This is a genomic window from uncultured Amnibacterium sp. (genome assembly GCF_964245895.1).
GTDB lineage: Bacteria > Actinomycetota > Actinomycetes > Actinomycetales > Microbacteriaceae > Amnibacterium.
Map to the genome: position 1 here is coordinate 26,340 of NZ_CAXTOQ010000022.1, position 6,508 is coordinate 32,847.

Genomic DNA, 6,508 nt, shown 5'->3' on the forward strand with positions numbered 1-6,508 from the left:
GTTGGACATCGAGACCGTCTTCCTCGCGCTGCGGGTCGTCGTCGCCCTCGGGGCGGTCTTCGGCGCGCTGCTGCTCGCGCACCGCTGGATCACGAAGGGCCGTCCCGGCGCTGCTCCGCGGAACCGGCAGATCTCCGTCGTCGCGCGGCAGGGGCTGGGACAGAAGGCGGGCATCGCGGTCGTGGACGCGGGCGGCCGCCGCTACCTGCTCGGCGTCACCGAGCACGCCGTCACGGTGCTCGACACGCTCGGCCCGGCGGAGGCGCCGACGGGCGAGCCCGCGCTCGTCGCGTCCCAGCCGATCGCCGTCGCCCGCTTCGAGCAGGAGCTTCGGACGGTCACGATCGCCACGGCCGACGTGCCCGTGCTGGTGCAGGGCGAGCCGGACCCCCTCCACCCGGGCGGGCCGATCACGCGGACCGTCTCGATCCTGCCGGCAACCGGCGTGCGCACCGCCGCGCCGATGACCGGGGTGATCACGCTCTCGAGCCTCGTGCAGGACCGGCCGCAGCCGGCCCGTCCCGCGTCGAGCGCGCTCGCCGACGTGGTCTACCCGAGCCGCCGCGCGATGCGCGCGGCCGAGGAGGCCGCCCAGCAGCCCGCAGCGCCGCAGCGGTGGGAGGCCGAGCAGCCCTCCGCGCAGCAGCCGTGGGACGAGCAGCCGGCCGCGCCGCAGCGGCCGCCGCAGGCCGGGCCCCTCGCCGGGTCCGTGCTGTCGCCCGGCACCTGGAAGCAGACGTTCGACGCGCTGAAGAAGCTGCGGTGACCGCGCTCGCCCCGCCGGACCGCGAACCCCGCGTCGTCCGGTTCGCGAGGGACCACTGGCCCCGCCTGGTGCTGGCCGCGTTCGCGCTGCTCGCCGTCGTCTGGATGGTCGTCGCGGTCCCCGCGCTCGCGCACGCGGACCCGATGGCGCCGGTGGCGCCGACCCCGGTGCCGACGCCGACCACCTCCGGCGACGTGAACATCTCGATCGGCGCGCCGTCCACCTCCATCACGACGCTCATCGCGATCACCCTGCTGTCGGTCGCGCCCGCGCTGATGCTGATGATGACGTCGTTCACGAAGATCTTCGTGGTCCTCGCGATGACCCGGAACGCGCTCGGGCTGAACACCATCCCGCCGAACCAGGTGCTGGCGGGCCTCGCGCTGTTCCTGTCGCTGTTCATCATGTGGCCGGTGCTCAGCCAGGTGAACACCCACGCGCTGACGCCGTTCCTGGATGGGAGGATCGAGTTCGACGCCGCCCTCGGCAGGGCGGCCGGGCCGCTGCAGCACTTCATGCTGCAGCACACCCGGGAGAGCGACATCGCGCTGATGACGCGGGCGGCGAACCAGCCGAACCCCGCGTCGCCGGAGACCACGCCGTTCTTCACGGTCGTGCCGGCGTTCATGCTCTCCGAGCTGCGCAGCGCCTTCATCATCGGCCTGGTGATCTTCGTGCCGTTCCTCGTCATCGACCTGGTCGTCTCGTCCGGGCTGATGGCGATGGGCATGATGATGCTGCCGCCGACGATGATCGCGCTGCCGTTCAAGATCCTGCTCTTCGTGCTGGTGGACGGCTGGAGCCTGATCATCACCGCGCTCGTCCAGAGCTACAACACCTAGGCGGCGCGCGTGTCTCAGAACCAGGTCGTCGACCTCGCCCTGCGGGCGCTCATGCTGGCCGCCGAGCTCGCCGCCCCCCTCCTGATCACCGCGCTCGTCGTGGGCTTCGCGATCAGCGTGTTCCAGTCGATCACGCAGATCCAGGAGGCGACGCTCTCGTTCGTCCCGAAGGCGATCGCCGTCGCCATCGCGCTGGTCGTGTGCGGCCACTGGATGATCTCCGAGGCCGTCACCTTCACCCACCAGCTGTTCGCGATGATCCCGAGCTACCTCAGCGCGTCGTGAACCTCGTCGGCGGCGTCGTCCTCAACGAGGTCTTCGTCGAGGCCGCGATGCTGGCCGCCGTCCGGATCACCGCGTTCCTGGTCATCGCGCCGCCGTTCTCCTTCTCCGGCATCCCGCTGCGGGTCAAGGGGATGCTCGCAGTGACGCTGTCGATCCTGGTGGCGCCGCAGGCGGCGCAGGGGCTGCCCGCCTCCATGGACACGGGCGCGTTCATCGTGTCGCTGGTCAGCCAGCTGGTCATCGGCGCGCTGCTGGGCTTCATGGTCTTCCTCGTGTTCTCCGCCATCCAGTCGGCCGGCAGCCTGATCGACCTGTTCGCGGGCTTCCAGATGAGCCAGGCGTTCGACCCGCTGATGCAGGTGAACGGCGCCCAGCTGACGCGGCTGATGCAGATGGTCGCGCTCGGGCTGCTGTTCGTCTCCGGCGGGGCGGAGCTGGTGCTCGCGGGCCTGTTCCGCACCTTCACCGCCCTGCCCGTCACCGGCTTCCTCGCGCAGGACGCGGGGGAGCGGCTGCTGCCGGGCCTCGCGCAGATGTTCGTCGCGGCGGTGCAGATCGCGGGCCCGATCGTGGTCGTGCTGTTCCTCGCGGACGTCGGCCTGGGCCTGCTGACCCGCGTCGCGCCCGCGCTGAACGCGTTCTCGCTCGGCTTCGTGCTGAAGATCCTGATCACGCTGCTCGCGGGCGGCGCGGTCTTCCTCGCCCTCCCGCGCATCGTCGAGGCCCTGCTCGAGGACGCCCTGCAGGTCATGGGCTCGATCACGTGACCGCCCTCGAGTGCTCGAGCAGGACAGAACGGCTTCAGCAGGACAGGATCGCCCGTTCCGTCCTGCTGTCGCCGTTCTGTCCTGCTGACGCTCTCGGCGGGGGAGGTGGTCGCTGATGCCGGACCAGCCCTCGGGCGAACGAACCGAGCAGGCGACCCCGAAGCGCCTCCAGGAGGCGCGGCGCGAGGGCCGCATCCAGCACTCCCGCGACATGGCGGGGTGGCTGTCGATGGCCGGCGCGGCGATGACGCTGCCGCTCGTGCTCGGGAACGGGGCGAGCGCCCTGCGCGGCCTCGTGCTCGGCCTGGAGCAGATCATCGCCGACCCCACGGAGGAGCGCGCGCAGGCGCTGTTCCTCGGCGGCTTCGCGGTGCTGCCCGGCGTGCTGGCGCCGATCATGGCCGCGGCCGTCGTCGGCGCGGTCGTCGGGTCGCTGGCCTCCGGCGGCATCTCGATCAAGCGCTTCAAGCCCCACTTCGACCAGTTCGACCTGGTCAGGGGCGCCGGGCGGCTCGTCGGCGGGCAGGCGCTGTGGGAGGGGGCGAAGTCGCTGCTGAAGACCGGCGTCGTCGGCATCGCGCTCTGGGTGGCGATCCAGGGCGCGATCCCGCTGCTGTCCACCTCCGGGTCCATGCCGGTGTCCTCCGTCGTCGGCGCGGCCTCCGGCGTCGTGGTCGCGATCCTCCAGGCCGCGATCGTCGCGGGCATCGGGCTCGGCGCGCTCGACGTCCTGGTCGTCGGCCGCCGCAACCGGCGGCACACGATGATGACGAAGCAGGAGATCAAGGACGAGGCGAAGTCGACCGAGGGCGACCCGCACATCCGCGGCCAGCGCCGCAGCCGGCAGATGGCCATGTCGCGCAACCGGATGATGGCCGCGATCCCCGCCGCGGACGTCGTGATGCTGAACCCGACGCACGTCGCCGTGGCGTTGAAGTACGAGCCGGGCAAGTCCGCGCCGCGCGTCGTCGCGAAGGGCGCGGGCGAGATCGCCGCGAGGATCCGCGAGAGCGCGACGGAGCACCGCGTGCCGATGGTCCAGGACATCCCGCTCGCCCGCGCGCTGTACGCGGCGTGCGAGGTGAACCAGGAGATCCCGGAGGAGCTGTACTCCGCCGTCGCCCGCGTGCTGGCATTCGTCATGGCGCTGAAGCGGCGCGGCGCTGCCCTCGGCGTGCACCGCCTGGCGAGCTGACCCCGTCCGTCCCGCTGTTTCGCGGATCCGGATTCGTCGCGCGGATCCGGATCGACGGGGCGACACGCCGGGTTCCGGAGCGCGGCACTCGGGGTGTCGCGCGTTCCATCCGGATCCGCGAAAGGGGGGAGGAGGATCGCACCGTGGACGTGACGCTGCGCCCCCTCACGCGGGACGACCTGATCCTGCTTGGCGCCTGGCTGCGCGAGCCCGTCGTGCAGGAGTGGTGGCACGAGGACGACGCCCCGGAGGCGCTCGAGCACCGGTACGGAGCCGCGATCGACGGCCGCGATCCCACGGCCCTGCGCATCGGCCTGGTCGACGGCGCTCCGGCGGGCTTCGTGCAGTGGTACCGCCTCGCGGACGAGCCCGAGTACGTCGCCGAGCTCGCTCCCTTCGTCCCGATCCCGGCCGACGCCTGGAGCCTCGACTACCTCGTCGGCGACGCCGCGCTGCGCCGTCGCGGCGTCGGGACCGCTTTCGTGCGCGCCGCGCTCGCCGAGATCGGCGCGGCCCCTGTCGTCGTGCCGGTCCATGCCCGGAACCCGGGATCGGCGGGCGTGCTGCGGGGCGCCGGCTTCCGGCTCGCCGCGGAGGCGCAGCTGGAGCCCGACAACCCGGCGCACTCGCGCGACCACCTCGTGTTCGTCCGGGCCGCGCTCAGCGCCTGATCCGCGCGACGCGCTGCTCGCCGAGCGCCAGCGCGAACCCCGCAGCGGCGAACGCCAGCGCGACGGCCGGCACGCCGGCGAGCCCGACGAGGGGCAGCGCGGCACCGCCCACGACCGCTCCGGACGAGATGCCGACGTTGAACGCCGTGGAGGTGCCCGCGGTCGCCACATCGACGGAGCCGGGCGCCACCGCCAGCACCTGCGCGCCGACCGCGGCGGAGAACGCCGCGAAGCCGGCTCCCGTGAGCACCGAGCCGACGATCGAGACCGCCGGCACGGCTCCGCCTGCGGCCTGCAGCAGCAGCCCGGCGAGGTGCATCCCGAGCGCGGCCGGCAGGACGGCGCGCGGGAAGCGGTCGACCATCCGGCCGGCCGCGAGCACCGCCACCAGGCCCGCCAGGCCTCTCGCCAGCAGCACGCCGCCGACCGCGACCTCGGGCACGCCGGAGACGTCGGTCAGGAACGGGCTGATGTAGGTGAACGCGGCCAGGGCCCCCGTCGACGTCAGCGCCGTCACCGCGACGAGCAGCAGGTAGCGCCGGCGGTCGGGCGCCGACCCGCCGACCGGCTCCGTGCGAGCTCCCCTGCTGCTCGGCAGGGCGATCGTGACGAGGGCGAGAGCGACCGCGCCGAGCGCGCTCGTGCCGGCGAACGCCGCTCGCCAGTCGACGGCCTGCCCCAGCCAGGTCGCGAACGGGACGCCGAGCACCGTGGCGACGGACCCGCCCGCGTACACCGTCGACACCGCGCGGCCCCGCACCGCCGGGTCGACGAGCACGGCGGCGATCGGCACGACGATCGCCCAGAACACGGAGTGCGCCAGCGCGGTCAGCACGCGTGCCGCGAGCAGCAGGCCGTACCCGGACGCGAGGGCGCTCATCGCGGTGCCGAGCACGAGCACCGCGAGCACGATCCCCATCAGCAGGCGCCTCGGCACCCGCTGCACGAGCCGGGTGAGCGGGATCGTCGCCAGCACGACGACCAGCGCGTACCCGCCGACCAGCAGCCCCACGGCGGCGACCGGCACGTCGAGCCCCCGCGCGATCAGCGGCAGCAGCCCGATCGGCAGCGTCTCCGCGGTGATGAACGTGAACGTCGCGAGCGTCAGGCCGCCCAGCGCGACCGCCGTCCGCGTCCGACCGATCCCCACGCGCCTCCGATCCCCGTCGACCGGCTGACGCTACCGGCGGGGCCTCCACCCAGCCCGGGATGGGAGAACTGCACCATGCGGTACCGGGAGGGCGCGAGGCTCGACACCTCGAACGTGCAGGACCGGCGCGGCTCCGGCCGCGGGCGCGCCGTCGCGATCGGCGGCGGCGGGCTGGGCGTCGTCGTCGTCGTCGTGGTCCTCCTCCTCCAGCTGCTCGGCGGAGGGGGCGGAGGGGGCGGCACGACCACCGACGCGCTCGGGCCGCTGCTCGACGGGCTCGCTCCGGGCGACTCGGCGAGCGGGGAGCAGCTGGCCGAGGACTGCCGGACCGGGGCGGACGCGAACACGAGGACGGAGTGCGCGGTCGTCGCGGACATCGAGTCGATCCAGGACTACTGGGCCGGTCGGCTGGGGAAGCGCTACGAGCCCGCCGACACCGTGTTCTTCACCGACGGCACCAGCACCGGCTGCGGCCAGGCGTCCAGCGGGACCGGGCCGTTCTACTGCCCGGCGGACGGGCTCGTGTACATCGACCTCGCGTTCTACGACGAGCTGAAGACGCGGTTCGGCGCGGAGGGCGGCCTGTTCGTCGACGCCTACGTGCTCGCGCACGAGTACGGGCACCACGTGCAGGACCTGCTCGGCACCAGCGACCGGGTGCGGGCGGGGGCGACGGGAGCCGCCGGCGGCAGCGTCCGCCTCGAGCTGCAGGCCGACTGCTACGCCGGCACCTGGGCGAACCACGCGACGACGGTCCCGGACGACTCGGGGGAGCCGCTCATCACCGAGGTGACGCAGGACGACATCGACCGCGCGCTCGATACGGCCGGCC

At 73.4% G+C, this 6,508-nt stretch carries 8 protein-coding genes; 7 read left to right on the forward strand and 1 reads right to left on the reverse strand.

What is annotated here, in order from left to right:
* The first annotated feature begins 1 nt into the window (after position 1).
* From ACFE60_RS05325 to ACFE60_RS05350, 6 genes are all read left to right on the forward strand, one after another.
* Entirely contained in the window at positions 2-766 is a 765-nt protein-coding gene (locus tag ACFE60_RS05325; protein ID WP_375387807.1) for a FliO/MopB family protein, read from the forward strand.
* 104 nt (positions 767-870) lie between these two features.
* Entirely contained in the window at positions 871-1,608 is a 738-nt protein-coding gene (gene fliP / locus ACFE60_RS05330) for a flagellar type III secretion system pore protein FliP (protein ID WP_375387814.1), read from the forward strand.
* Between the two features lie 9 nt (positions 1,609-1,617).
* Positions 1,618-1,893, forward strand: coding sequence for a flagellar biosynthesis protein FliQ (gene fliQ / locus ACFE60_RS05335; protein ID WP_375387808.1), 276 nt, complete (start codon positions 1,618-1,620; stop codon positions 1,891-1,893).
* Positions 1,890-2,660, forward strand: coding sequence for a flagellar biosynthetic protein FliR (locus ACFE60_RS05340; RefSeq protein ID WP_375387809.1), 771 nt, complete (start codon positions 1,890-1,892; stop codon positions 2,658-2,660). The genes fliQ and ACFE60_RS05340 overlap by 4 nt, the downstream gene beginning before the upstream one ends.
* Before the next feature lie 115 nt (positions 2,661-2,775).
* Entirely contained in the window at positions 2,776-3,855 is a 1,080-nt protein-coding gene (locus ACFE60_RS05345) for a flagellar biosynthesis protein FlhB (protein ID WP_375387810.1), read from the forward strand.
* Positions 3,856-3,998: 143 nt separating this feature from the next.
* Positions 3,999-4,526 (forward strand): GNAT family N-acetyltransferase, encoded by a 528-nt coding sequence (locus ACFE60_RS05350; RefSeq protein ID WP_375387811.1) that lies wholly within the window; start codon positions 3,999-4,001, stop codon positions 4,524-4,526.
* Here ACFE60_RS05350 and ACFE60_RS05355 read toward each other — a convergent pair.
* Positions 4,516-5,676: an MFS transporter gene (locus tag ACFE60_RS05355; RefSeq protein WP_375387812.1), complete on the reverse strand. Its 1,161-nt coding sequence runs from the start codon at positions 5,674-5,676 to the stop codon at positions 4,516-4,518. The genes ACFE60_RS05350 and ACFE60_RS05355 overlap by 11 nt on opposite strands.
* Before the next feature lie 75 nt (positions 5,677-5,751).
* On the opposite strand from ACFE60_RS05355, the gene ACFE60_RS05360 reads away from it, so the two are divergent.
* Positions 5,752-6,508: neutral zinc metallopeptidase (locus ACFE60_RS05360; protein WP_375387813.1), on the forward strand; the 757-nt coding region annotated here is incomplete at its 3' end.

Coding starts and splice junctions, on each gene's coding strand:
- fliP (WP_375387814.1), top strand. CDS start 871: ATGGTCGTCGCGGTCCCCGCGCTCGCGCACGCGGACCCGATGGCGCCG.
- ACFE60_RS05345 (WP_375387810.1), top strand. CDS start 2,776: ATGCCGGACCAGCCCTCGGGCGAACGAACCGAGCAGGCGACCCCGAAG.